This window comes from Polaromonas sp. (genome assembly GCF_049790275.1).
GTDB lineage: Bacteria > Pseudomonadota > Gammaproteobacteria > Burkholderiales > Burkholderiaceae_C > Polaromonas.
Genome location: NZ_JBAQYR010000031.1, coordinates 1 through 24842, shown reverse-complemented (window position 1 = coordinate 24842; position 24842 = coordinate 1). Strand labels below are relative to the sequence as shown.

Genomic DNA, 24842 nt, shown 5'->3' with positions numbered 1-24842 from the left:
AATTGTCCTGCCCACTTGACCAGGAGTGCGCCATGACCACGGCTGCTGAAATCAAACATTTTGAACAAAACGGCCTGTACAGCCCGGCGAACGAGCATGACGCGTGCGGCGTTGGTTTTGTTGCACACATCAAGGGTCATAAAAGCCACGCCATCGTGCAGCAGGGCCTGAAGATTCTCGAAAACCTCGATCACCGGGGTGCGGTCGGTGCCGACAAATTGATGGGTGACGGCGCCGGCATTCTCATCCAGCTGCCCGATGCGCTTTACCGTGAAGAAATGGCCAAACAGGGCGTGAGCCTGCCGCCGCCCGGCGAATATGGCGTGGGCATGGTGTTCCTGCCGAAAGAGCATGCTTCCCGCCTGGCTTGTGAGCAGGCGCTCGAGCGTGCGGTGCGCGTGGAAGGCCAGGTTTTGCTGGGATGGCGCGATGTGCCGGTTAACCGCGATATGCCGATGTCGCCGACAGTGCGCAAGAAAGAACCCATCCTGCGGCAGATTTTCATCGGCCGCGGCAACGACGTCATTGTGCAGGACGCCCTGGAGCGCAAGCTGTATGTGATCCGCAAGACTGCCAGCGCGGCCATCCAGCGGCTCAAGCTCACGCACAGCAAAGAGTATTACGTCCCCAGCATGTCCAGCCGCACCGTGGTTTACAAGGGCCTGCTGCTCGCTGACCAGGTAGGCACCTATTACCTGGACCTGCAGGACCCGCGTTGCATTTCGGCGCTCGGTCTGGTGCACCAGCGCTTTTCCACCAACACCTTTCCCGAGTGGCCGCTGGCCCATCCCTACCGCTATGTGGCCCACAACGGCGAGATCAACACCGTCAAGGGTAACTACAACTGGATGAAGGCCCGCGAAGGTGTGATGTCTTCGCCGGTGCTCGGTGCCGACCTGCAGAAGCTCTACCCGATCAGCTTTGCCGACCAGTCCGACACCGCAACCTTCGACAACTGCCTCGAGTTGCTGACCATGGCCGGCTACCCGATCAGCCAGGCCGTGATGATGATGATCCCCGAGCCCTGGGAGCAGCACACCACCATGGACGAGCGCCGCAAGGCCTTTTATGAATACCACGCCGCCATGCTGGAGCCGTGGGACGGCCCGGCGTCCATCGTGTTCACCGATGGACGCCAGATTGGCGCCACGCTGGACCGCAACGGCCTGCGGCCTTCGCGCTACTGTGTCACCGATGATGACCTGGTCATCATGGCCTCCGAATCCGGCGTGCTGCCGATTCCCGAAAACAAGATCGTGCGCAAGTGGCGTCTGCAGCCCGGCAAGATGTTCCTGATCGATCTGGAGCAGGGCCGCATGGTCGACGACGAAGAGATCAAGGCGACGCTGGCCCACAGCAAGCCCTACAAGCAGTGGATAGAAAACCTGCGCATCCGCCTCGATGATGTGCAGGCGACAGCAGTGCCTGCTCCCACGGACGGGATGAAAATGGGCGCTGACGAAGCGAGCGCTACTTCGGCATCGAGCTCCGGCATGACCGAATCCCACGCTTTGCTGGATCGTCAGCAGGCCTTTGGCTACACCCAGGAAGACATCAAGTTCCTGATGTCGCCCATGGCTGTCAACGGCGAAGAGGGCACGGGTTCCATGGGCAACGACAGCCCGCTGGCTGTGTTGTCCAACAAGAACAAGCCGCTCTACAACTACTTCAAACAGCTGTTTGCGCAGGTGACGAATCCACCTATCGATCCGATCCGTGAAGCGATCGTGATGTCGCTGGTATCGTTTGTAGGGCCCAAGCCCAACCTGCTCGATATCAACCAGGTCAATCCCCCGATGCGGCTGGAGGTCAGCCAGCCGGTGCTCAATAGCGCTGACATGCAGAAGCTGCGCGATATCGAAGCGCACACACAGGGCAAATTCAGGAGCTACACCCTGGACATCACCTATCCGCTGGCCTGGGGCCACGAAGGGGTGGAGGCCAAGCTTGCCTCGCTGTGTGCCGAAGCTGTTGACGCGATCAAGAGCGGCAAAAACATCCTGATCATCAGCGACCGCGGCATCAGCTCGGTGCAGGTCGCCATCCCGGCCGTGCTGGCGCTGTCGGCCATTCACCAACACCTGGTCAAGGAAGGTCTGCGCACGACCGCAGGCCTGGTGGTGGAAACCGGTTCTGCGCGCGAGGTTCACCATTTTGCGGTGCTGGCCGGTTATGGCGCAGAAGCCGTCCATCCCTACCTGGCGATGGAAACGCTGACCGAACTGGCCCGAGATCTGCCCGGGGACCTCAGCGCCGACAAGGCAATCTACAATTACACCAAGGCCATCGGAAAAGGCCTGTCCAAGATCATGTCCAAGATGGGTGTGTCCACCTACATGAGTTATTGCGGTGCCCAGCTGTTCGAAGCCATCGGCCTGAACCGCGCCACTATTGACAAGTTTTTCACCGGTACGGCCAGTCAGGTCGAGGGCATGGGGGTGTTCGAAATCGCCGAAGAGGCGCTGCGCATGCACAAGGCGGCGTTCGGCAATGACCCGGTGCTGGCCAACATGCTCGACGCCGGCGGCGAATACGCCTGGCGCGTGCGCGGCGAAGACCACATGTGGTCGCCGGATGCCATCGCCAAGTTGCAGCATGCAACGCGTGCCAACAACTGGAACACGTACAAGGAGTATGCCCAGCTGATCAACGACCAGAACCGCCGCCACATGACGCTGCGCGGCCTGTTCGAGTTCAGGATCGATCCTTCGAAGGCCATTCCGATTGATGAAGTCGAACCGGCCAAGGAGATCGTCAAACGTTTCGCCACCGGTGCCATGTCGCTCGGCTCCATCAGTACCGAAGCGCATGCCACGCTGGCCGTGGCCATGAACCGCATCGGCGGCAAGAGCAACACCGGTGAAGGCGGCGAAGACCCCAACCGCTATCGCCAGGAACTCAAAGGTATCCCGATCAAAAAGGGCGAAACGCTCAAGAGCGTGATCGGTGAGAGCGTGGTCGAGGTCGACCTGCCTCTGCAGGACGGCGATTCGCTGCGTTCGCGCATCAAACAGGTGGCTTCGGGTCGTTTCGGGGTGACCGCGGAATACCTGGTATCGGCGGACCAGATCCAGATCAAGATGGCACAAGGCGCCAAGCCCGGCGAGGGCGGCCAGCTGCCCGGCGGCAAGGTCAGCGAGTACATCGGCCAGCTGCGTTATTCGGTGCCCGGTGTCGGCCTGATTTCGCCGCCGCCGCACCACGACATTTACTCGATCGAGGATCTGGCACAGCTGATCCACGACCTGAAAAACGTCAACCCGCGTGCTAGCATCAGCGTCAAACTGGTCAGTGAAGTGGGCGTTGGCACGATTGCGGCCGGTGTGGCCAAAGCCAAATCCGACCACGTGGTGATTGCCGGCCACGATGGGGGCACGGGAGCGTCACCGTGGTCGTCGATCAAGCATGCCGGTTCACCCTGGGAAATCGGCCTGGCCGAAACCCAGCAGACACTGGTACTGAACCGCTTGCGCGGACGCATCCGGGTGCAGGCCGACGGCCAGATGAAGACGGGCCGCGACGTGGTGATCGGCGCCCTGTTGGGGGCCGATGAGTTCGGTTTTGCCACGGCACCGCTGGTGGTCGAGGGCTGCATCATGATGCGCAAATGTCACCTGAACACCTGCCCGGTCGGCGTGGCCACCCAGGACCCGGTTCTTCGGAAAAAATTCAGCGGCAAACCTGAACACGTCGTCAACTACTTCTTCTTCGTCGCCGAAGAGGCGCGCCAGTTGATGGCCCAGCTCGGCGTGCGCAAGTTCGACGAGCTGATAGGCCGCGCTGACCTGCTCGATACCCAGAAGGGCATTGAACACTGGAAGGCCGATGGCCTGGATTTTTCGCGGCTGTTCTACCAGCCGAATGTGCCCGCCGATGTGCCGCGCAAACATGTCATGGAGCAGGACCATGCGCTGGAGCGTGCACTGGATGTGCGCCTGATCGAAAAATCAAAAGCAGCACTCGAAAAGGGCGAAAAAGTCCAGTTCATCGAAGTGGCACGCAACGTCAACCGCACTGTCGGTGCCATGCTGTCGGGTGAGCTGACCCGGCGTCATCCGGAAGGCCTGCCGGACGACACGCTGCGCATCCAGCTGGAAGGTACTGGCGGCCAGTCCTTCGGCGCCTTCCTGGCCAAGGGCATCACCATGTATTTGATTGGCGACGCCAACGACTACACCGGTAAAGGCCTGTCGGGTGGACGCATCGTGGTGCGTCCCAGCATTGACTTCCGCGGCGACGCGGTCAAGAACACCATCGTCGGGAACACCGTGCTGTACGGCGCGACGACCGGCGAGGCCTTCTTCAGCGGTGTGGCCGGGGAACGTTTTGCGGTACGGCTGTCGGGCGCCACTGCGGTGGTTGAAGGCACGGGCGACCATGGCTGCGAATACATGACCGGCGGCACGGTGGCTGTGCTCGGCAAGACCGGACGCAACTTTGCGGCTGGCATGAGCGGTGGCGTGGCCTATGTCTACGACGAGGACGGCCAGTTTGCCAAACGCTGCAATACAGCCATGGTGTCGCTGGAAAAAGTGCAGCCTGCTGCCCAGCAGGAAGCCGGCACGGACCACGCGGTCTGGCACGGCGGCAAGACCGATGAAGCGCAACTGAAAAAACTCCTCGAAGACCACAATCGCTGGACCGGCAGCAAGCGTGCCCGTGAATTGCTGGACAACTGGGCCGAAGCACGCGGCAAGTTCATCAAGGTGTTCCCGCTGGAATACAAGCGCGCACTCGGCGAGATGGCCGCCAGGCAACTGGCCGCCGCTGCGCCTGCCAAAGCGGCAGGCAAGGCCGCACTTGCGAAAACAGCCATCGCCGCAGCCTGAACAACAAGAAGTATCTGGAGTAGCTACATGGGAAAAGTCACCGGTTTCATGGAATACGAGCGCGTCGAGGAGGGCTACAAGCCTGTGCCCGAGCGCCTGAAAAATTACAAGGAGTTCGTGATCGGGCTCGATGATGCGCAGGCCAACAAGCAGGCCGCGCGCTGCATGGATTGCGGCACACCGTTCTGCAACAGCGGCTGCCCGGTCAACAACATCATTCCCGATTTCAACGACATGGTGTTCCGGGCCGACTGGAACAGTGCGATCGTAACGCTGCACAGCACCAACAATTTCCCGGAGTTCACCGGCCGCATTTGCCCCGCTCCCTGCGAAGCGGCTTGCACGCTCAATGTCAATGACGACGCGGTGGGCATCAAGTCCATCGAACATGCCATCATCGACCGGGCCTGGGCGGAAGGCTGGGTCCAGCCGCAATTGCCCTCCCATAAAACCGGCAAAAAGGTTGCGGTGGTGGGCTCGGGGCCGGCCGGCATGGCCGCTGCCCAGCAACTGGCGCGCGCCGGCCATGACGTGACCTTGTTCGAGAAAAACGATCGCATCGGAGGCCTGCTGCGTTATGGCATCCCCGACTTCAAGATGGAGAAAAGCCATATCGACCGCCGCGTGCAGCAAATGCAGGCAGAAGGCGTGACCTTTCGCACTAGCGTCATGGTGGGCAAGGCCAAAGACCCGCTTGGCAAGGATTCGAAGGTCACCAACTGGGCCAAGGAAACCATCACGCCCGAGCAACTGCAAAAGGACTTCGACGCGGTCTTGCTGACTGGCGGGGCCGAGCAGTCCCGCGACTTGCCGGTACCAGGCCGCGACCTGGCCGGAATCCATTTCGCGATGGAGTTCTTGCCGCAGCAAAACAAGATTAATGCGGGTGACAAGGTCAAGGACCAGTTGCGCGCCGACGGCAAACACGTCATCGTCATTGGCGGTGGTGATACCGGCTCCGACTGTGTCGGCACCAGCAATCGCCATGGAGCGGCCAGCGTGACGCAGTTTGAACTGATGCCACAGCCACCCGAAGAAGAAAACCGGCCACTGACCTGGCCCTACTGGCCGATCAAATTGCGCACCTCTTCTTCCCACGAAGAGGGTTGCGAGCGCGAGTTCGCGATCTCTACCAAAGCCTTCATCGGCGACAAAGGCAAAGTCACCGGCCTGACAACCGTGCGGGTCGAATGGAAAGACGGAAAAATGCAGGAAGTGGCGGGTTCCGAGCAGACGCTCAAGGCCGACCTCGTGTTGCTGGCCATGGGTTTTGTAGCTCCTGTGGCGGCCGTGCTCGATGCCTTCGGCATCGAAAGGGATGGACGCGGCAACGCCAAGGCGACGACGGATTTCACCGGCGGTTATGCGACCAATGTGCCCAGGGTTTTCGCGGCGGGCGACATGCGCCGCGGCCAGAGCCTGGTGGTCTGGGCGATTCGCGAGGGTCGCCAGGCCGCGCGTTCGGTCGATGAGTTCCTGATGGGTTACAGCGACCTGCCGCGCTGAAATCCTCCAGCACCTGCAAATCGCCCCGTGGGGACCGCCGCCAGAGGTGCAGGGGGCTGCATGCGTAGTTTGCTATTGGAAGAATAGCTGCCGACGCCCGCCCTAAAAGGGCTGGAGCCCGATTTGACGTGGAGAAAAGGCTGTGATGCTTTTTCAGGGCCTGGTTCGGTGCTGGCACTTCGCACGTGCCGGCCCCATGTTCATGGGGTGAATTTGAAGGGGTATGTCCTCGCTTTGCGCAACCTGCTCAGGGCAAACCCTTTATCATTGAGCCATTGCAATCGAAGCCGGCTCTCCTTTCGTCGGCTTTTCTTCCCCTCCCATGTCCGACAGCGCGCCTTCCCTTGTTGAATTCAAGCATGTGACCTTTGCCTACCCGGGCGCAACAGGGGATCGTGTGATCCTGAACGACGTCACGCTGTCGGTGCCGCGCGGCAAGGTCACGGCACTGATGGGCGCCTCCGGCGGCGGCAAAACCACGGTGTTGCGCCTGGTCGGCGGCCAGCAGAAAGCGGGTAGCGGTGAGGTCCTGTTTGACGGCCAGAACATTTCCAGCCTGAATCAGGCCGAGCTGTACGCTGCGCGGCGGCGCATGGGCATGCTGTTCCAGTTCGGTGCCTTGTTCACCGACTTGAGCGTCTTTGACAACGTGGCTTTTCCGCTGCGTGAACACACGGCCCTCGATGAGGCGCTGATTCGCGACATCGTCCTGATGAAGCTCAATGCAGTCGGGCTGCGTGGCGCGCGCGCGCTGATGCCCAGTGAAATTTCGGGCGGCATGGCCAGGCGTGTGGCACTGGCCCGCGCAATTGTGCTGGACCCGGAACTCATCATGTACGACGAACCCTTCGCCGGCCTGGACCCGATTTCGCTCGGCACGGCCGCGCAGCTGATACGCCAGCTCAACGACAGCCTCGGCATCACCAGCATCGTGGTGTCGCATGACCTGGAAGAAACCTTCCGGATTGCCGACAAGGTCATCATCCTGGCCAACGGCGGTATTGCCGCCCAGGGCACGCCCGATGAAGTTCGTCATTCCAGCGACCCGCTGGTGCACCAGTTCGTCAATGCACTGGCCGAAGGGCCGGTGCAGTTCCACTACCCGGGCCCGAACGTGGCCGACGATTTCGGCCTTCAGTCTGCGGCAGGAAAAGGACGGCGTTCGTGAGCCGGTCCCTGCTCGTCAACTTGGTGGCCGACTTGGGTTTTGCCACGCGCAGCAAGCTGGTTGAGCTGGGTTATGGCGCCCGCATGATGGCGCGGCTTCTTGCGTTGACCGGGCCGGCGTTCGCGCGTTTTGGCCTGATCCGCGACCAGATCTTCTTTCTGGGCAACTACTCGCTGGCCATCATCACGGTGTCGGGGCTGTTTGTTGGTTTTGTGCTGGGGTTGCAAAGTTATTACGCGCTGCAGCGTTATGGCTCGTCCGAAGCGCTCGGCTTGCTGGTGGCCTTGAGCCTGGTGCGCGAGCTGGGCCCGGTGGTAACGGCCCTGCTGTTTGCCGGACGGGCCGGTACGGCACTGACGGCTGAAATCGGCCTGATGAAAGCCGGTGAGCAATTGTCGGCCATGGAAATGATGGCGGTGGATCCGGTGCGCCGGATTCTGGCACCGCGGTTCTGGGGCGGTGTGATTGCCATGCCGTTGCTGGCGGCTGTTTTCAGTGCCGTCGGCATCTTGGGCGGCTGGGTGGTTGGCGTGCTAATGATCGGTGTGGACGCCGGCGCTTTCTGGAGCCAGATGCAATCGGGTGTGGACGTCTGGCGCGATGTCGGCAACGGCGTTGTCAAGAGTTTCGTCTTCGGTGTGACCGTCACTTTCATCGCGTTGTTTCAGGGGTTCGAGGCACAGGCGACGCCTGAAGGCGTTGCGCGGGCTACCACCCGTACTGTGGTGCTGGCCTCGCTCGCGGTGCTCGGCCTTGACTTTGTCCTCACGGCGCTGATGTTCAGCGTGTGATTTATGTCACCTCAGAAATTGTCCCGTCCAGTGCGAAAATCAACTCTCCTTTTGTGCCCCGGCGAACGCCGCGGCCTGTGCAATTCCAGGAACCAAGATGCAACGCTCGAAAAATGACCTGTGGGTCGGCCTGTTTGTGCTGGCCGGTGCTGCTGCCATCCTGTTTTTGGCGCTGAAGTCGGCCAACCTGCTGACGCTGAATTTCGACACTTCCTACTCCGTGGTGGCCAAGTTCGACAACATCGGTGGTTTAAAACCACGCGCACCGGTCAAAAGTGCGGGCGTAATTGTCGGTCGCGTCGAAAATATTACATTTGATGACAAATACTATCAAGCCAGTGTTAGTCTGGCCTTGGAAAGCCGTTATGTGTTCCCCAAAGACAGTTCGCTGAAGATTCTGACCAGTGGTCTGTTGGGGGAGCAATACATCGGTGTGGAAGCGGGTGCTGACGAGAAAAACCTGGCCGCGGGCGATGTGATCAAACAGACACAGTCGGCCGTGGTGCTGGAAAGCCTGATCAGCCAATTTTTGTACAGCAAGGCGGCGGACAGCAGTTCCGGTCCAGCGACTGCACCGCCAGCAGGGAATAACGATAAAAAATGAAAACACGAACCATGATGAAACGGCCCGGCCTGTGGGCCGGCCTTCTGGCCCTTGCACTGTTGCAGGGCTGTGCGACCGGCCCCAACCCGCGCGATCCTTTTGAACCTTTCAACCGCAGCGTCACCCGCTTTAATGATGGCCTTGACGAAGCCATCGTCAAGCCTGTGGCTCAGGCCTACCAGGGTGTGGTGCCTTCGCCAGTGCGTACCGGTGTCAACAACTTCTTCGGCAATCTCTCGGATGTCTGGTCCTTTGTCAACAACGTGCTCCAGGCCAAACCGCAAGCGGCAGCTGACAGCTTTATGCGTGTCAGCGTCAACACGCTGATCGGCCTGGGCGGCGTACTTGATTGGGCCACTCCCATGGGCATAGAGCGACACCGCGAGGATTTCGGCAAGACTCTGGGGCGCTGGGGTGTGGCGACCGGTCCTTACCTGGTATTGCCGGTTCTGGGCCCTTCTACAGTGCGTGACACGGCGGCGCTGGTGGTTGACACCAAAGGCGACCTGGTCATGCAGGTCGATCATGTGCCCACGCGCAATTCCCTTTATGTGTTGCGCGCGGTGGACCTTCGCGCCAGCCTGTTACGTGCCGGGGAAGTACTGGACGGCGCTGCACTCGATAAATACAGCTTCACACGTGATGCCTACCTGCAGCGTCGTGGCGCGGCCGTGGAGCCCAATGGGGACGAAGAGCGTTATGACCTCCCGGAGACCCCTCCACCGGCGCGTGCAAAGTAAAGAACGCTTACACGTGGTGCCGGAACTTCACTGAGCAAGCTGAACCAAAGCCCGAAAAACGCTGTCAAATCAAACACTTGCCTGCAACAGGCCCATGGCGGATATCCCGTCCGGCCCGGCAGGCATTTGCCTCGAACTGAAGGAAAACCATGAACCGTCGAATTTTTAGCCATGCCCTGGGTGCCTGCTTTGCCGCAGGCCTGCTGGCCGCTGGCCCGGCCGTGTTTGCTGCCGACGAGGCGCCCGATGTCCTGATCAGGCGCGCCTCCACCGAAGTGCTGGACACCATCAAGTCCGACAAGGCCATCCAGTCCGGCGATACGAAGAAGATCATTGCGCTGGTCGATGCCAAGATCATGCCGCATGTGAATTTCACGCGCATGACGGCGGCTACCGTGGGACGTAACTGGCGCCAGGCCACGCCTGAGCAGCAAAAGCGCCTGCAGGACGAGTTCAAGATCCTGCTGGTGCGCACCTATTCCGGGGCACTGTCCCAGGTCAAGGATGAGACCATCAACGTCAAGCCCCTGCGTGCCGCACCGGCAGACACGGAAGTGGTCGTGCGGACCGAGGTGATAGGCCGCAGTGAACCGATCCAGCTGGATTACCGCATGGAAAAAGCCGCCGGTGGCTGGAAAATCTATGACCTCAATGTCCTGGGGGTGTGGATGGTGGAAACCTACCGCACCCAGTTTGCGCAGGAAATTTCAGCCAAAGGGGTGGACGGCCTGATCGCTGCGCTGGCCCAGCGCAACAAGTCCAACGCAGGTGCACAGAAATCCTGAGTGAAGCCCGCTGACGTGTTGACACTTCCTGCGGTCCTGACCCATGCGGTAGCGCCGGGCTTTGTCCGAAGCCTCACGCCCGGACTGTTTGCCGACCCGGGGGAGGTGGTGGCAGATGCTGCTGCCTTGCAGCAGTTTGATTCGTCCGCGCTGGCCGTCCTGCTGGAATGCCGGCGCCGGGCATTGGCAGCGGGCAAGAGATTTTCGGTACATGGCGCCCCCGCACGCTTGCGGGAACTGGCCGAGCTGTATGGGGTGGCCGAGCTGATTCCATCCGCTGCCACGGCCTGAACCCGCAGGGCGACGGGGAACAGGGCCTCGGCCAAGCGCGGGACATTGGGCTGCCAGGCCGGATGAAACAGGCGTCAGCCCTTAAAATAGCGGGCTCATGCCAGCCATCTCATTCCAGTCCGTCTCAAAATCCTATCCATCGACTCGAAGCCAGACCGGTCCCGGTGTCCAGGCACTGGACAATGTGAGCTTTGACATTCAGCAGGGCGAGTTTTTTGGCTTGCTGGGGCCCAATGGTGCCGGAAAAACTTCCCTGATCAGCATTCTGGCCGGCCTTTCGCGGGCCAGCAGTGGCCGGGTGCTGGTGCATGGCAGTGATGTGGTCACCGATTACGCCAATGCCAGGCGCAAGCTTGGCATCGTGCCGCAGGAATTGGTGTTCGACCCCTTTTTCACCGTGCGCGAGGCGCTTCGCATCCAGTCCGGTTATTTTGGCGTCAGGAACAACGACGACTGGATTGACGAACTGCTGGCCAGCCTTGGCCTGAGCGACAAGGCCGATGCCAACATGCGCCAGCTGTCGGGCGGCATGAAGCGCCGTGTGCTGGTGGCGCAGGCGCTGGTTCACCAGCCGCAGGTCATTGTGCTCGACGAGCCTACCGCCGGCGTCGATGTGGAGTTGCGCCAGACGCTGTGGCAATTCATCGCCAGGCTCAACAAGCAGGGCAGCACGGTGCTGCTGACCACGCATTACCTCGAAGAGGCCGAAGCCCTGTGCAGCCGCATCGCCATGCTCAAGCAGGGGCGCGTGGTCGCGCTGGCCTCCACCTCTGAACTGCTCAAGGCGGCTTCGTCGAATGTGCTGCGTTTCAAGATCGACAGCGAGCTCCCCAAAGCGCTGGCAGACCAGGCCCGCATCACCGGACGCATTGTCCAGTTGCCTGCCCATAACGCGCACGAGATCGAGCAATACCTCAGCGCCATCCGCGAGGCCGGGCTGGTGGCGGAAGATGTGGAGATCCGCAAGGCCGACCTGGAAGACGTGTTTCTTGAAGTCATGGCGGAAAAAATCGGGGTGATGGCATGAACGGCGCGCGAACTCCGGTTGTACAAGCAGGGGCCGCGGATCCGGCTTTGCCGGGCCGCAGGCGCAGCGCCCCCTCGGGGGGGGGCAGCGCAGTGCACGAAGTGACAAGCGTGGGGGCTCTATGACCGGCTGGCAAACCCTGTTCTACAAGGAAGTGCTGCGGTTCTGGAAAGTTGGTTTCCAGACCGTGGGCGCGCCCATTCTCACCGCCGTCATGTACATGCTGATTTTTGGCCATGTACTGCAGGACCAGGTCAAGGTCTACGGCACCGTCAGCTACACGGCCTTCCTGGTGCCCGGGCTGGTCATGATGAGCGTGTTGCAGAACTCGTTTGCCAACAGCTCTTCCTCGCTGATCCAGAGCAAGATCATGGGCAGCCTGGTGTTTGTGCTGCTGACGCCGTTGTCGCACTGGCACTGGTTTTTTGCTTATGTCGGCTCGTCGATTGTGCGGGGGCTGGCGGTCGGCCTGGGTGTGTTTGTGGTCACGGTTTATTTTGGCCAGCCCAGCTTTGTCGCACCCTTGTGGATCGTGGTGTTCGCAGTGCTCGGTGCGGCGCTGCTGGGCGCGTTGGGCCTGATTGCCGGTTTGTGGTCGGAGAAGTTCGACCAGATGGCGGCTTTCCAGAATTTCGTCATCATGCCCATGACTTTCCTGAGCGGGGTTTTTTACTCCATCCACTCGCTGCCCCCGTTCTGGCAGACCGTCAGCCACCTGAACCCGTTTTTCTACATGATCGACGGTTTCCGCTACGGCTTTTTCGGCGTCAGCGATGTGTCGCCCTTGCTGAGTCTGGCCATAGTCGGCGCTGCCTTGCTGGTCATCAGCGGCGTCGCGGTGAATTTGCTGCGTATTGGCTACAAAATACGGCACTAGATATGGCCCCACGTTCGCGCACTGCGTGTCGCTCTCTGCCCCCCGAGGGGGCGCTGCGCCTGCGGACCGGCCAAGCCGGATCCGCGGCCCTGGCTGAAAAATGCCGTTTCAGCGGAACAACAGTAATTACCAGCCTGACAAACACAACATGACCAGCGAAGAACTCCAAACCATCATTGCCGCAGGCCTGCCATGCGAGCACATCGAACTGTCCGGCGATGGCAGGCACTGGTATGCCACCATCGTGTCCGCTGCTTTTGAAGGCCAGCGCCTGATCCAGCGCCACCAGCGCGTCTACAAGACGCTGGGCGGGCGCATGCAGAGCGATGAAGTGCATGCCCTGTCCATGAAAACCTACACCCCGGCCGAGTGGGCCGCCAGCAACGCACAAGAATAGACAAACACATGGACAAATTACTCATCAGGGGCGGTAAATCGCTCGCCGGGACTGTCGACATTTCCGGTGCCAAGAATGCCGCGCTGCCCGAGCTGTGCGCGGCGCTGCTGACTGCAGACACCGTCACACTTGAGAACGTGCCTTGCCTGCAGGACGTGGCCACCATGCTCAAGTTGATCCGCAACATGGGCGTGAGCGCCGAGCGAAACGACAGCACACCCGGCACCGTCGTCATCAATGCAGGTGGGTTGAGTTCTCCCGAAGCGCCTTACGAACTGGTGAAAACCATGCGAGCCTCGGTGCTCGCACTGGGCCCCTTGCTGGCCCGTTTCGGCGAAGCCACCGTCTCGCTCCCCGGCGGCTGCGCCATCGGCTCGCGGCCGGTGGACCAGCACATCAAGGGCATGCAGGCCATGGGTGCCGACATCGTGGTCGAACACGGCTACATGATTGCCAAGCTGCCAGCCGGACAAAAGCGGCTCAAGGGCAGCAACATTACGACCGACATGGTGACCGTGACCGGGACTGAAAACTTCCTGATGGCTGCCAGCCTGGCCGAGGGCGAAACCATTCTTGAAAACGCGGCGCAAGAGCCCGAGATTGGCGACTTGGCCGAGATGCTGATCAAGATGGGCGCAAAGATCGAGGGCCATGGAACCAGCCGCATCCGCATTCAAGGCGTCGAGCGCCTGCATGGCTGTACGCACCAGGTCGTGGCCGACCGCATCGAAACAGGCACTTTCCTGTGTGCGGTTGCGGCGGCGGGCGGCGATGTGGTGCTGCGTCATGGCCGGGCCGACCATCTCGAAGCCGTGATCGACAAGTTGCGCGAAGCCGGTGCGGTCATCACTGCTGGCGATGGTTTCATCCGGGTCCAGGCTTCGGGGCGGATGCAGGCGCAGTCCTTCCGCACCACCGAATACCCGGGTTTCCCGACCGATATGCAGGCGCAGTTCATGGCGCTCAATGCCATCGCCGAAGGCTCGAGCAAGGTGACGGAAACGATTTTTGAAAACCGCTTCATGCACGTCAACGAGATGGTGCGCCTGGGCGCCAAGATCGAGATCGACGGCAAGTTCGCGGTCATCGACGGGGTCGAAAAACTCTCCGGCGCCACTGTGATGGCCACCGACTTGCGTGCCTCTGCCAGCCTGGTGATTGCCGGCCTGGTGGCCGAGGGCGAAACCCTGGTGGACCGCATCTATCACCTGGACCGCGGCTACGACCAGATGGAAGCCAAGCTGCGCGGGATTGGTGCGGACATCGAGAGAATCAAATCATGATCACGCTCGCTCTGTCCAAAGGCCGCATCTTCGATGAAACCCTGCCGCTGCTTGAAGCGGCCGGCATCAAGGTTCTGGAAGATCCGGAAAAATCGCGCAAGCTGATCCTGGCGACCAACCGGCCTGACGTGCGTGTGGTGCTGGTGCGTGCCACCGACGTGCCGACCTACGTGCAATATGGCGGCGCCGACATCGGCGTGACCGGCAAGGACACCTTGATCGAACACGGCGGCCAGGGCCTGTACCAGCCGCTGGACCTGCAGATTGCCAAATGCCGCATGAGCGTGGCCGTGCGCGCCGGTTTTGACTATGAAGCCGCCGTGAAGCAGGGCTCGCGCCTGAAGGTGGCAACCAAGTTCGTCAGCATTGCACGCGATTTTTTCGCGACCAAGGGTGTGCACGTGGACCTGATCAAGCTTTATGGCAGCATGGAGCTGGCGCCCCTGACCGGCCTGGCCGATGCGATTGTCGACCTGGTCAGCAGCGGCAACACGCTCAAGGCGAACCACCTGGTCGAGGTCGAGCGCATCATGGACATCAGTTCGCACCTGGTGGTCAATCAGGTGGCGCTCAAGCTCAAGCAGGCGCCCCTGCGTAGCATCATCGATGCTTTCGCCTCGGCCATCGGCAAACCTTCCGCCTGAAAGCGCTATGAGTTTTATAGCTACTCCCGCCCGTATTTCAACGGCCAACAGCACTTTTGAGGCTCAATTTCAGGCACGCCTGCATTGGGCGGCCGACACCGACGCGGCGATCGAGCAGCGCGTGGCCGACATTCTGGCCGACGTGCAAAAACGCGGCGATGCTGCTGTGCTGGAATACACCGCGCGGTTTGATGGCCTGTCGGCCGGGTCAGTGGCCGGGTTGGAACTGACGCAGGCGGATTTCAAAGCCGCGTTTGATGCCATTCCCGCTGCCCAGCGCGAGGCCCTGCAGGCCGCCGCTGCCCGGGTGCGCAGCTACCACGAGGCACAGAAGAAGGCATCGGGCGAGAGCTGGAGCTACCGTGACGAGGACGGTACGCTGCTGGGCCAGAAGGTCACGCCGCTGGACCGCGTGGGCATTTACGTTCCCGGCGGCAAGGCGGCCTACCCGTCCAGCTTGCTGATGAACGCCATCCCAGCCCACGTGGCAGGGGTGCAGGAGATCATCATGGTGGTGCCCACGCCCGTGCGCGGCAGCGTGGCCACGGGCGGCTCCGGCAACCAGGCCGCTTCCAGCAAAGGCGAGCGCAATGAACTGGTGCTGGCCGCTGCTTATGTGGCCGGTGTCACGCGTGCCTTCACCATCGGTGGCGCACAAGCCGTGGCCGCCCTTGCCTACGGCACACAAACCGTGCCCAAGGTCGACAAGATCACCGGCCCCGGCAACGCCTATGTGGCCAGCGCCAAGAAACGCGTTTTTGGCTCGGTGGGCATCGACATGATCGCCGGCCCCAGTGAAATCCTGGTGTTGGCCGACGGCAGCACACCGGCCGACTGGGTGGCCATGGACCTGTTCAGCCAGGCCGAGCATGACGAGCTTGCGCAAAGCATTCTGCTGTGCCCGGATGCGGCCTATATCGATGCCGTTCAGGAGGCCATCAACCGCCTCCTGCCCGGCATGCCGCGCGCCGAAATCATCGCCAAGTCCCTCACCGGCCGCGGCGCCTTGATTCACACCCGCAGCATGGAAGAGGCCTGCGCCATCAGCAACCGCATTGCGCCCGAACACCTGGAAGTCTCCAGCCGCGACCCGCACAAGTGGGAACCGCTGCTCAAGCATGCCGGTGCCATCTTCCTGGGTGCGTACACCAGCGAATCGCTGGGTGACTACTGTGCCGGCCCGAATCACGTGCTGCCGACCAGCGGAACCGCGCGGTTTTCAAGCCCGCTGGGCGTGTACGACTTCCAGAAACGCTCCAGCATCATCGAGGTCAGCGAAGCCGGTGCGCAGACCCTGGGGAAAATTGCCGCCGAACTGGCCTATGGCGAGGGGCTGCAGGCACATGCGCGTGCCGCCGAAATGAGATTGAAAAAATGAACGATGTCGCGCCCGGACTGAAAAAACTGATCAGACAAGACGTGCAGTCCATGCACGCTTATGCCATCCAGGATTCGGCCGGCATGGTCAAGCTCGATGCGATGGAAAACCCGCATCGCCTGCCGCCGGCGTTGCAGGCGCACCTGGGCCAGCGTCTGGGGGCACTGGCGCTGAACCGCTATCCGGATGCCCGTGTCAACGATCTGCGCAAGGCGCTGGCCGACTACGCGCAGATGCCCGAAGGCTTCGACATCACGCTGGGCAATGGCTCGGACGAGCTGATTTCGCTGCTCGCCATGGCTTGCGATGTGCCGGGTGCCTCCATCCTCGCTCCGCTGCCCGGTTTTGTGATGTACGGCATGAGCGCGCAGCTGCAGGGCCTGAAGTTCATCGGTGTGCCCCTGACGCCCGACTTCGAGCTGGACGAGGCCACCATGCTGGCTGCGATCAAGGAACACCAGCCGTCCATCATCTACATCGCCTACCCGAACAACCCGACCGCCAACCTGTGGGACGACGCAGTGATCGACAAAATCATTGCGGCGGCGCCCGGCCTGGTGGTGTTCGACGAGGCTTACCAGCCCTTTGCCAGCAAAAGCTACATGGGCCGCATCGCCGGCCACAGCCATGTGCTGCTGATGCGCACGATGAGCAAGTTCGGCCTGGCCGGCGTCCGTCTGGGCTACATGGTGGGTCCAAAAGCGTTGATTGCCGAGATCGACAAGGTGCGCCCGCCTTACAACATCAGCGTGCTGAATTACGAGTGTGCGCTGTTTGCGCTCGAACATGCCGAGGTGTTTGCGGCGCAAGCCCAGGAGATACGGGAGCAGCGCGCTATACTTTTTGAAGCACTGCAGGGCATTCCGGGAATAAAAACCTGGAAAAGCGAGGCCAACATGATCCTTGTGCGGGTGCCCGACGCGGCCAAAACCTTCGAAGGCATGCGGGCGCGCAAGGTGCTGGTCAAAAACGTTTCTAAAATGCATGCATTGCTGGCCAGCTGCCTGCGCCTGACTGTCGGCACCGCTGACGAGAATGCACAGATGCTGGCTGCCCTCAAAGAATCACTATGACCACCCCCACCACGCAGGCCCCACGCACCGCCGAAGTTTCGCGCAACACTGCCGAGACCCAGATCACCGTCAAGCTCAACCTCGACGGCACGGGCAAGGCCAGCCTGTCCACGGGCATCGGTTTTTTTGACCACATGTTGGACCAGATTGCCCGGCACGGCCTGATTGATCTGGACATCCAGGCCAAGGGCGACCTGCACATTGACGGCCACCACACGGTGGAAGACGTCGGCATCACCTTCGGGCAGGCGGTGGCCCAGGCCGTCGGCGACAAGAAAGGCCTGCGCCGCTACGGCCACGCCTACGTGCCGCTGGACGAAGCGCTGTCGCGCGTGGTGGTCGACTTCTCGGGCCGGCCCGGCCTCGACATGCACGTGCCTTTCAAGAGCGGCATGATCGGCACCTTCGACAGCCAGCTGGCCTACGAATTCTTCCAGGGCTTTGTGAATCATGCCTTTGTGACCCTGCACATCGACAACCTCAAGGGTGACAACGCGCACCACCAGGCCGAAACCGTGTTCAAGGCCTTTGCCCGCGCTTTGCGCATGGCGCTGGAGATCGACCCGCGGGCGGCGGGCGTGATTCCCTCGACCAAAGGCTCGCTGTAGGCAGACTTTTACATGTTTTTGCCCTCCAGCCCTTGCTGTTCGGGCGCAAGCAGCTATAAAAACCGTAGCATTTCTCAAATCTGATGGCGAAGCTCAAGAAAATCGCGGTGGTTGACTACGGCATGGGCAACCTGCGTTCGGTATCGCAAGCGGTCCAGCATGTGGCGCTGGGAAGCGGCTTCGAGGTGGTGGTGACATCCCGCGCCGAAGACGTGATGGCCGCGGAACGTGTGGTTTTGCCGGGGCAGGGCGCGATTGCCGACTGCGTGCGTGAACTGGCCGAGTCCGGCATGCAGGAGGCTGTGTTGCACGCTGCTGCGCACAAGCCGCTGTTCGGCGTCTGCGTCGGCATGCAGATGCTGCTGACCCACAGCGACGAAGGCCAGCCCGGCGATGGCGGTGCCGGCACTGCTGGCCTGAACCTGATCCCCGGCGAGGTGCACAAGTTCGACCTGGCCGGCCAGATCCAGCCCGACGGCAGCCGCTACAAGGTGCCGCAGATGGGCTGGAACCAGGTGTACCAGGCAGGCGCCGACAGCGGAAAAAACCACCCCGTGTGGGCCGGTGTGCCGGACGGCGCCTACTTTTATTTTGTGCACAGCTTCTATGCATGCCCGTCGGATGCGCGCCACACCGCGGGTTTTGCCGACTATGGTGCGCGCTTTACGGCGGCGCTGGCACGCGATAATATTTTTGCCACGCAGTTTCACCCCGAAAAAAGCGCAGACCACGGACTGGCCCTGTACCGCAACTTCCTGCACTGGAACCCCTGATTCCCAAGGACATGAGTCACCTGTTCCTGCCCACGCCTGCGCCCCTGCTCTCCTCACTTCCCAACCACCCTTGCCTCATTGCCCATGCTACTCATCCCTGCGATTGACTTGAAAGACGGCCATTGCGTGCGCCTCAAACAGGGCGACATGGACCAGTCCACCATCTTCAGCGAAGACCCGGCCGCCATGGCGCGCAGCTGGGTCGACAAAGGCGCGCGCCGCCTGCACCTGGTGGACCTGAACGGCGCGTTTGCCGGCAAGCCTAAAAACGAGGCGGCCATCCGCAAGATCCTGGCCGAAGTGGGCAGCGAAATCGACGTGCAACTGGGCGGCGGTATCCGCGACCTGGACACCATCGAGCGTTACCTGGACTCCGGCCTGCGCTACGTCATCATCGGCACGGCGGCGGTGAAGAATCCTGGCTTCTTGCAGGACGCCTGCACCGCTTTCGGCGGCCACATCATCGTCGGCCTGGACGCCAAGGACGGCAAGGTCGCTACCGATGGCTGGAGCAAGATGACCGGGCACGAGGTGGTCGACTTGGGCAAGAAGTTCCAGGATTACGGCGTCGAGTCCATCATCTACACCGACATCGGCCGCGACGGCATGCTCAGCGGCATCAACATCGAAGCCACGGTCAAGCTCGCCAAGGCGCTGACCATCCCGGTGATTGCCTCGGGCGGACTGTCAAATATGGCCGACATCGACGCGCTGTGTGCGGTGGAAGACGAGGGTGTGGAGGGTGTGATCTGCGGCCGCTCGATTTACAGCGGCGACCTGGACTTTGCCGCGGCGCAGGCCAGGGCCGACGAGCTTAACGGCTAGAGAACCACTGTAAACTCTGGCGAGATTCTGGTGGGTGTGGTTTGGGCCGCAAAGCGCCAGAAAGCAATACAGTGAATCGCCTGAGTTCGCCCGGGCTCACTTGCATAGCTGCGGGGGTTTCAATTAAAAACGCAGCATGAGCTAGTCCTGCGCGCCGCGTTCAAAACTGTTTCCAGCCCAAGCCGTCATCAAGTGATCAACGAACCACCGGCCCGCAGGCCCCGGCGGCGCTGACGCCGGATGAAATGCGGAGATCGTGAGCATGAAACCGCTGCGGGGCATGTCATCCACGTCCAGAATGACCAGCGTGCCCGATGCAAGGTCTTGCGCCACCATGTGCAGCGGCATGCTGCCCCAGCCGACGCTGTCTTTCAAAAATGCGTGCTTGGTCGACAGGTCCGCCAGCCGCCATGTGAGTGGCGACAACACACCATAGTCCTGGCCTTTCATCAGCGCTGAACGGTCGGTGAGCACAAGCTGCACATGTTTGGCCAGTTCACGTCTCGGGATGCGGTGTTTGAAAGCCGCCAGCGGGTGGTCTGCGGCGGCGACCGACACCAGGGGAATCTCGCCCAGCCGTTCGCTGACCAATGAGGGAAACGCGACCGGCAGTGCCGCCAGAATGCCGAGGCTGCAACGGCCATCCAGCACTGGCTGGTAGCTCGCGCCCAGTCCTTCGACAAAAAGCCGCAGCGGCGTCAGCGGGAACCGGTTTGCAAACGCCTTCGCCGCTTCGGCGATAGCGGCCGTCGGGAAAAACACATCGACCACGACCGACAGCTCGGCTTCCAGCCCGGACGACATGAGTTTGGCACGTGCTTTCAGGGTGTTGACGCCAGACACGATGGTGCGGGCGTCGGCCAGAAGCAGCACTCCCTCGGGGGTGAGCTTGGGGAATCTCCCGGTGCGGTCGAACAGCACCACGCCAATTTGCCCCTCTAGGCTGCTCACCCAGCCGCTCACAGCTGACTGCACGCGGTTGAGCTTGCGGGCCGCCGCCGAAAAACTGCCTTCATCGACCGCCGCAATGAAGGTTCTGAGTTGGTCGAGTGAAACGCCGTCGAGCATAAAGACCATCCTATCCCAAAAAACGATGGATCGCATCTCAATATACCGTCTATTCAGATTGATTGTTAAAGAACACCATCAGGTCTTCATCCAAAACGACTTGAAAGGTCTCATCATGAAACTCCTGCATCTTGACTCCAGCGTGCTCGGCGCCGCCTCGGTTAGCCGCCGCCTGACATCCGAAATCGTCCTGCGCCACCAGGCCTTGCATCCGGGCATCGAGGTGATTTCCCGCGACTTGGCCGCCGACCCGGCCCTGCATCTGTCCGGCGCACATCTGGCTGCTTTCCAGGGCAGCGCCAGCGAGGACGCGCTGATCAACGCGGACCTGGTCAAAGGCAACGCTTACATGTACGAACTTTTCGCCGCAGACATTCTGGTCATCGGCGCGCCGATGTACAACCTGTCGATACCGACGCCGCTCAAGGCGTGGATCGACCGCATTGCGGTGGCCGGCCAGACCTTCCGCTACACCGCTGGGGGCCCTGAAGGCCTGCTGAAAAACAAAAAGGCATTCATCGCTTCGACGCGCGGCGGCGTGTATTCGGCGGGCAGCCCTGCTGCGGCGCTGGAACACCAGGAAAGCTACCTGATCGGCCTGCTGGCCTTCCTGGGCGTGACGGATGTGACCGTTGTACGCGCTGAAGGCATGGCGTTGGGCCCCGAGGCCAAAGAGGCCGCTGTGGCACGCGCGCTTGAGGATATCGCAGCGATTGCGGCCTGAGCGTTGCATTCCATCCCATCTTCACCCATCAACCAAACCATCGAAAGAGTTCACCATGACCTATTCCATCATTGGCTCCGGCAACGTCGGTACCGCCCTGGCCCGCCAGTTCGCCCGCAGCGGCATCTCAGTGGGCGTCGCCAACTCCCGCGGCCGAGACTCCATCACAGCATTGGCCGAAGAGCTTGGCGGCAAAGTGGCGGCTATGACCTTGGAGGATGCGCTCAAGGCCGACGTCATAATTCTGGCGGTGCCGTTTCGCGCCCACACGGCGGTGGCGGGCGCGGCGCGTGACTGGGCCGGCAAGATCATTGTCGATGCCATGAACACCTATGGCGTGGCGCCAGAGGAGCTGAAAGGCCAAGCGTCCAGCGACCTGGTGGCAGTTGCATTCCCCGGCGCGAAACTGGTCAAGACACTCAACCAGTTGCCTGCGAAGCTGCTGGCGATGAACCCCGCCGAAGGCGGTGGGCGCCGTGTCATGTTCGTCTCCAGCAATGACAAAGCCGCCTCCACTTTGATCACCACGCTGGTAGGGGATCTCGGATTTGCGCCCATCGAACTCGGAAAGATCAGTGAAGGCGGAGCCTTGCTGGATCGGAGCGGGCCGCTGGTTCTTCAGAACCTCATCAAGCTGGGGTGAACCGCGCGAGCGCAGAGCAACTCGGCGCACTACACTAAACGCTCCCTCAAATCCGATTTTTGGGCGCATGGTGGCACGAGTGTGAAGGAGCCGGCGGCGTTCGGCGGTGCCCGGAATCCTCATGCCCTTGGTCGCGTCCGGTTTCTGTGCCGTGCGCGTCGCCCTGCATCCCGATGGTCGAATTTTCAGGGACCTTTCGAGCCCTTTTAACCATAGCCAGCTTCACTGAACTCTAAATGCTCGCCAAACGAATCATTCCCTGTCTTGATGTGACCGGCGGCCGTGTCGTCAAGGGTGTCAACTTTGTCGAGCTGCGCGACGCCGGGGACCCGGTCGAGATTGCTGCCCGTTACAACGAACAGGGCGCCGACGAGCTGACTTTCCTGGACATCACGGCCACCAGCGACGGCCGCGATCTGATCCTGCACATCATCGAGGCGGTGGCCTCACAGGTCTTCATTCCGCTGACGGTCGGCGGCGGGGTGCGTACCGTCGAGGATGTGCGGCGTCTGCTCAACGCCGGGGCCGACAAGACCAGCTTCAACTCCGCCGCGCTGGCCAACCCGCAGGTGATTGAAGACGCCTCGGCCAAATACGGTGCGCAGTGCATTGTGGTAGCCATCGACGCCAAGCGCCGCTCGGACGAGGAAGTGCTCACCCGCGGGCCGGGCTGGGATGTCTATAGCCATGGCGGGCGCAAGAATACCGGGCTGGACGCCGTTGCCTGGGCCACCGAGATGACACGGCGCGGCGCCGGCGAGATCCTGCTGACCAGCATGGACCGCGATGGTACCAAGTCCGGCTTTGACCTTGCGCTGACCCGCGCCGTCAGCGACGCGGTCAGCGTGCCGGTCATCGCCTCCGGCGGCGTCGGCAACCTGGACCACCTGGCCGACGGCATCCAGATCGGCGGCGCCGACGCTGTATTGGCCGCGAGCATCTTCCATTACGGCGAATACACGGTGCAGCAGGCCAAGCAGCACATGGCCGCACGCGGCATTCCGGTTCGCCTCTAGTCTCAAACCTTATTGGCCTCCAGCCCATGTCTGGCGTGCGCAAGCAGCTATAAATTTAATAGTGAACACGCGCGCGCAGGGGACTGTCTCCCATTCCAGCCGGGGCCGCGGGTCCGGCTCCGCCGGCCCGCAGGCGCAGCGCCCCCTCGGGGGGCAAAGAGCTACGCCCAGCGAGCGAACGTGGGGGCGATAATACTTTCATGAACTGGTTAGATGAAGTCAGCTGGGACGACAAGGGCCTGATCCCTGTCATTGCGCAGGAAGCCACCAGCGGCGACGTGCTGATGTTCGCCTGGATGAACCGCGAGGCGCTGCAAAAAACCGCCGAGCTCGGCCAAGCGGTCTATTACAGCCGTTCGCGCGGCCGCCTGTGGCACAAGGGCGAAGAGTCCGGCCACCTGCAGACGGTGCACGAAATCCGGCTGGACTGCGACAACGATGTGATTTTGCTGAAAGTGACGCAGTTGGGCCACGAGCCGGGCATTGCCTGCCACACCGGGCGCCACAGCTGCTTTTTCAGCCTTTACAAGGACGGGCAATGGGTGGTGACCGATCCGGTCCTCAAGGACCCGACAAGCATTTACAAGTAGACCATGACTTCCAACGACTCCCTCCAGCGCCTTGCGCAAATCATTGAAAGCCGCAAACCGGCCCGTGGCGGCGACCCTGACACCAGCTATGTGGCGCGCTTGCTGCACAAGGGCCCCGACGCTTTTCTGAAAAAAATCGGCGAGGAAGCCACCGAAACCGTGATGGCGGCAAAGGACCTGGACCATGGCGGTGACCCCGCCAAACTGGTCGGCGAGGTGGCCGACCTGTGGTTTCACAGCCTGATCGCATTGGCGCACTATGGCCTGTCACCGGCCGACGTGATTGCCGAGCTGGAGCGCCGTGAAGGCACCAGCGGCATCGAGGAAAAGGCCCTGCGCAAGGCGCAGGACCGCGAGGCGAGTGAAAAATAACACGAAGCAAGAAAGGGAACCCATGAGCGAGACCGACCTGGCTGAATTCGACTCCAAAAACCCCAACGACCGCATCGTCATGCATGTGCTTTACGGCCTGCACACGCTGGCCTGGTTCAGCGGCGGTGTGTTCGCGGTGGTCGCGCTGATCGTGAACTATGTGCGGCGCGCCGAAGAGTCCGACGCACTCTACATCGACCACCACAACTACATGATCCAGACCTTCTGGTGGACGCTGATGTGGCTGGTGCTGCTGTCCCCGCTTTGGCTGCTGCTGTTTGTGCCGGGCGCCATTGCCTATTGCATCGTCTGGCTCTGGTACCTGTACCGCTGCGTGCGCGGCTGGACACGTTTTAACAGCAACCGCCCTGCGCGCAGCGTTCCACTCGTCTGACCCCTTTTTTTTGCAAGAGCATCCCATGAGCCAGCCCCCTGTTCATGCCCCCGGCAACTGCATTTTCTGCAAGATCGCTGCCGGCCAGATTCCCAGCCGCAAGGTGTATGAAGACGAAGAGATCTTTGTGTTCGACGACATCCACCCCTGGGCGCCGGTGCATTTTCTGATGATCCCCAAAGTGCATATCCCGTCGATGGCGCAGGTGGGGCCTGAACACGCGGCGTTGCTGGGCCGCATGATGGTGCTGGCGCCCCGGTTGGCCGCTGAACAGGGCTGCAACCCCTACCCCGAAGGCGGTTTCCGCATGGTGGTCAACAGCGGTGCCGAAGGCGGGCAGGAAGTGCACCACCTGCACATCCATGTGATGGGCGGCCCCCGGCCCTGGCTGAAGGGTTAGCCCCCACGCTCCGCCGCTGCGCGGGTCGCTGCCCCC

General features: G+C 61.6%; 26 protein-coding genes. 25 read left to right on the top strand and 1 reads right to left on the bottom strand.

The window, feature by feature from the left end:
* Nucleotides 1-32: 32 nt before the first annotated feature.
* The 18 genes from WA904_RS03735 to hisA all read left to right on the top strand — a co-directional run bounded on the left by WA904_RS03735 (nt 33) and on the right by hisA (nt 19599).
* A complete protein-coding gene (locus WA904_RS03735) occupies nt 33-4829 on the top strand; it encodes a glutamate synthase-related protein (protein ID WP_425195778.1) in 4797 nt (1598 codons plus the stop codon).
* Between the two features lie 27 nt (nt 4830-4856).
* Nucleotides 4857-6335 carry a glutamate synthase subunit beta gene (locus WA904_RS03730; protein ID WP_425195777.1) on the top strand — a complete coding sequence of 493 codons (1479 nt, stop codon included), beginning with the start codon at nt 4857-4859 and terminating at the stop codon, nt 6333-6335.
* Between the two features lie 322 nt (nt 6336-6657).
* Complete coding sequence (locus WA904_RS03725; protein ID WP_425195776.1) at nt 6658-7503, top strand: ABC transporter ATP-binding protein; 846 nt, start codon at nt 6658-6660, stop codon at nt 7501-7503.
* On the top strand, nt 7500-8294 hold the full coding sequence (gene mlaE / locus WA904_RS03720) for a lipid asymmetry maintenance ABC transporter permease subunit MlaE (RefSeq protein ID WP_425195775.1): 795 nt from the start codon (nt 7500-7502) through the stop codon (nt 8292-8294). Before WA904_RS03725 ends, mlaE begins: the two co-directional genes overlap by 4 nt.
* 97 nt (nt 8295-8391) lie before the next feature.
* Nucleotides 8392-8898: an outer membrane lipid asymmetry maintenance protein MlaD gene (gene mlaD, locus WA904_RS03715; RefSeq protein ID WP_425195774.1), complete on the top strand. Its 507-nt coding sequence runs from the start codon at nt 8392-8394 to the stop codon at nt 8896-8898.
* Entirely contained in the window at nt 8895-9638 is a 744-nt protein-coding gene (locus WA904_RS03710; protein WP_425195773.1) for an MlaA family lipoprotein, read from the top strand. Before mlaD ends, WA904_RS03710 begins: the two co-directional genes overlap by 4 nt.
* A gap of 149 nt (nt 9639-9787) precedes the next feature.
* Nucleotides 9788-10423, top strand: a complete 636-nt coding sequence (locus tag WA904_RS03705) for an MlaC/ttg2D family ABC transporter substrate-binding protein (protein WP_425195772.1) — start codon at nt 9788-9790, stop codon at nt 10421-10423.
* Between the two features lie 15 nt (nt 10424-10438).
* Nucleotides 10439-10714, top strand: coding sequence for an STAS domain-containing protein (locus tag WA904_RS03700; protein WP_425195845.1), 276 nt, complete (start codon nt 10439-10441; stop codon nt 10712-10714).
* A gap of 97 nt (nt 10715-10811) precedes the next feature.
* On the top strand, nt 10812-11741 hold the full coding sequence (locus WA904_RS03695; protein WP_425195771.1) for an ABC transporter ATP-binding protein: 930 nt from the start codon (nt 10812-10814) through the stop codon (nt 11739-11741).
* A 121-nt stretch (nt 11742-11862) separates the two neighbouring features.
* Complete coding sequence (locus WA904_RS03690) at nt 11863-12618, top strand: ABC transporter permease (protein ID WP_425195770.1); 756 nt, start codon at nt 11863-11865, stop codon at nt 12616-12618.
* A 148-nt stretch (nt 12619-12766) separates the two neighbouring features.
* Nucleotides 12767-13015, top strand: coding sequence for a BolA family protein (locus WA904_RS03685; RefSeq protein ID WP_425195769.1), 249 nt, complete (start codon nt 12767-12769; stop codon nt 13013-13015).
* An 8-nt stretch (nt 13016-13023) separates the two neighbouring features.
* Nucleotides 13024-14298, top strand: a complete 1275-nt coding sequence (gene murA / locus WA904_RS03680; RefSeq protein WP_425195768.1) for a UDP-N-acetylglucosamine 1-carboxyvinyltransferase — start codon at nt 13024-13026, stop codon at nt 14296-14298.
* Nucleotides 14295-14942, top strand: a complete 648-nt coding sequence (gene hisG / locus WA904_RS03675) for an ATP phosphoribosyltransferase (protein WP_425195767.1) — start codon at nt 14295-14297, stop codon at nt 14940-14942. Before murA ends, hisG begins: the two co-directional genes overlap by 4 nt.
* Nucleotides 14943-14949: 7 nt before the next feature.
* Nucleotides 14950-16320: a histidinol dehydrogenase gene (gene hisD, locus WA904_RS03670; protein ID WP_425195766.1), complete on the top strand. Its 1371-nt coding sequence runs from the start codon at nt 14950-14952 to the stop codon at nt 16318-16320.
* Entirely contained in the window at nt 16317-17393 is a 1077-nt protein-coding gene (hisC, locus tag WA904_RS03665; RefSeq protein WP_425195765.1) for a histidinol-phosphate transaminase, read from the top strand. Before hisD ends, hisC begins: the two co-directional genes overlap by 4 nt.
* Nucleotides 17390-18001, top strand: a complete 612-nt coding sequence (hisB, locus tag WA904_RS03660; protein WP_425195764.1) for an imidazoleglycerol-phosphate dehydratase HisB — start codon at nt 17390-17392, stop codon at nt 17999-18001. Before hisC ends, hisB begins: the two co-directional genes overlap by 4 nt.
* An 83-nt stretch (nt 18002-18084) precedes the next feature.
* On the top strand, nt 18085-18774 hold the full coding sequence (gene hisH / locus WA904_RS03655; RefSeq protein ID WP_425195763.1) for an imidazole glycerol phosphate synthase subunit HisH: 690 nt from the start codon (nt 18085-18087) through the stop codon (nt 18772-18774).
* An 84-nt stretch (nt 18775-18858) separates the two neighbouring features.
* Nucleotides 18859-19599: a 1-(5-phosphoribosyl)-5-[(5-phosphoribosylamino)methylideneamino]imidazole-4-carboxamide isomerase gene (hisA, locus tag WA904_RS03650; RefSeq protein ID WP_425195762.1), complete on the top strand. Its 741-nt coding sequence runs from the start codon at nt 18859-18861 to the stop codon at nt 19597-19599.
* Between the two features lie 141 nt (nt 19600-19740).
* Here hisA and WA904_RS03645 read toward each other — a convergent pair whose 3' ends face one another.
* Nucleotides 19741-20703 (bottom strand): LysR family transcriptional regulator, encoded by a 963-nt coding sequence (locus WA904_RS03645; RefSeq protein ID WP_425195761.1) that lies wholly within the window; start codon nt 20701-20703, stop codon nt 19741-19743.
* Nucleotides 20704-20782: 79 nt separating this feature from the next.
* On the opposite strand from WA904_RS03645, the gene WA904_RS03640 reads away from it, so the two are divergent.
* The 7 genes from WA904_RS03640 (at nt 20783) to WA904_RS03610 (ending at nt 24806) form a co-directional block, all read left to right on the top strand.
* Nucleotides 20783-21391, top strand: coding sequence for an FMN-dependent NADH-azoreductase (locus WA904_RS03640; RefSeq protein WP_425195844.1), 609 nt, complete (start codon nt 20783-20785; stop codon nt 21389-21391).
* 55 nt (nt 21392-21446) lie between these two features.
* Complete coding sequence (locus tag WA904_RS03635; RefSeq protein ID WP_425195760.1) at nt 21447-22034, top strand: NADPH-dependent F420 reductase; 588 nt, start codon at nt 21447-21449, stop codon at nt 22032-22034.
* Nucleotides 22035-22270: 236 nt separating this feature from the next.
* Nucleotides 22271-23050, top strand: coding sequence for an imidazole glycerol phosphate synthase subunit HisF (hisF, locus tag WA904_RS03630; protein ID WP_425195759.1), 780 nt, complete (start codon nt 22271-22273; stop codon nt 23048-23050).
* Nucleotides 23051-23250: 200 nt separating this feature from the next.
* Nucleotides 23251-23640 (top strand): phosphoribosyl-AMP cyclohydrolase, encoded by a 390-nt coding sequence (hisI, locus tag WA904_RS03625; RefSeq protein WP_425195758.1) that lies wholly within the window; start codon nt 23251-23253, stop codon nt 23638-23640.
* A 3-nt stretch (nt 23641-23643) separates the two neighbouring features.
* Nucleotides 23644-24012 (top strand): phosphoribosyl-ATP diphosphatase, encoded by a 369-nt coding sequence (locus tag WA904_RS03620; protein WP_425195757.1) that lies wholly within the window; start codon nt 23644-23646, stop codon nt 24010-24012.
* A 22-nt stretch (nt 24013-24034) separates the two neighbouring features.
* Complete coding sequence (locus WA904_RS03615) at nt 24035-24406, top strand: DUF4870 family protein (RefSeq protein WP_425195756.1); 372 nt, start codon at nt 24035-24037, stop codon at nt 24404-24406.
* Between the two features lie 25 nt (nt 24407-24431).
* Nucleotides 24432-24806 carry a histidine triad nucleotide-binding protein gene (locus WA904_RS03610; protein WP_425195755.1) on the top strand — a complete coding sequence of 125 codons (375 nt, stop codon included), beginning with the start codon at nt 24432-24434 and terminating at the stop codon, nt 24804-24806.
* Nucleotides 24807-24842 lie beyond the last annotated feature (36 nt).